A 1236-nucleotide genomic window follows, 5' to 3' on the forward strand; every position below is an offset into this window, starting at 1 on the left:
TCCCAAAATGGGCGACGAGGCGGAAAATGAGTTCGAGCCCTTCCCTAACGCACCCTACGCAACTAATTTAAGGTGCTATCCAACGTAGACTATCTAGCTTAGCCTTGGTCAGAACCTCAAGGGGAGGTAACTTATGATAAGGCCCTTCCCAGTTAAGGGGTTGATAGACGTATAGGATCGAGGCATTTTCCTCAAACTTACAAAAAACTTTACCAGTGGACTCTTCCACACCTGGCAAGCAGTCTAGTTTCTCGTGTCCAGGAGTGGCGGAGTAGGCTATTCCTACCTTCACATCCTTTGGACCAGGTATGCGATCGCTTAGCACTTCAATCCTGCCGATTTTCTGCTGGGAGATGTCGGCATCGATTTCCACTACCGGGCTATCTTGCCAGTAGGCTCTGAAGATATCGTAAGTTTCCCCTTCAGCAGAGGTGGTTTCTTTTTTTACGGTATAACTGGGCAGAGCACTCTTGATGGTATCAGCATCAAAGTTGCTAGTTTTGTTGAGTTTACCCAAACCGTCTGCAGTCAGCCTGAGATTAGACTTAGTTTCAGGGGGGGAAGGTTTCTTGGCGCAAGCGCCCAGGATACTGGTGAGTAGGACTATGGTGGTTACAGTAAAGAGTGTTTTTCTATACAATCTTGTTACAGAGTTTATCTTAACTACTAATTACATTAGCAAGAAGGTTAAACTTAAACAATAATACTTGTTCTACTTAGCCCAAGACACTATCATGGCACTTTGACCCCAGCAACTGTTTTTGACCGCACCCATTGTCCAGGCACAAGGCGATGGGTTCCGCCGACGATGACTTGATCCCCTGGTTGGAGGGTACCGCGAACCAGAATGCGGTTACTCTGTGTCTGCAAAATTTCCACATCTCGCCGTTCGACACTGAAGACGTGAGTTGCACCAGAAAGATCCGATTCAGCCAATTCCCCCAAGACGTAGCAAGACCACAAACCACGTACTCCTTGCACTAGAGCGGTGGTGGGCAGCCAGTAACCAGCAGTAGGAATAGTTTCAGCTAATTTCCACCTCGCTACCTGTCCAGGGGACACTTGCCTGACTGCCAAGGGATCCAGGGTGAGGACAACGGTTAAGGTACGGGTGCTAGAGTCTAGTTCGGGCAGAATTGAGGAAACTCTTGCTGGATAAGTTTTCTGTCCCTCAAAGGGTGACGGTAGTGATAAACATGTAGTGATGGCCTGATCAACCCAGGGTAAACGCATCTA

The 1236-nt window shown here is 48.1% G+C and carries 2 protein-coding genes; both read right to left on the reverse strand.

Annotation, left to right across the window (positions count from 1 at the left end):
* Positions 1–67 precede the first annotated feature (67 nt).
* Entirely contained in the window at positions 68–640 is a 573-nt protein-coding gene (locus F6K20_RS39045) for a DUF1131 family protein (protein ID WP_071105705.1), read from the reverse strand.
* Between the two features lie 92 nt (positions 641–732).
* The gene (locus F6K20_RS39050) at positions 733–1233 is read right to left on the reverse strand and encodes an efflux RND transporter periplasmic adaptor subunit (protein ID WP_287267325.1); all 501 of its coding nucleotides are present in this window, start codon (positions 1231–1233) and stop codon (positions 733–735) included.
* Positions 1234–1236 lie beyond the last annotated feature (3 nt).

The sequence above is a fragment of the Moorena sp. SIO2C4 genome (assembly GCF_010672485.1).
Taxonomy (GTDB): domain Bacteria; phylum Cyanobacteriota; class Cyanobacteriia; order Cyanobacteriales; family Coleofasciculaceae; genus Moorena; species Moorena producens.

Coding starts and splice junctions, on each gene's coding strand:
- F6K20_RS39050 (WP_287267325.1), bottom strand. CDS start 1,233: ATGCGTTTACCCTGGGTTGATCAGGCCATCACTACATGTTTATCACTA.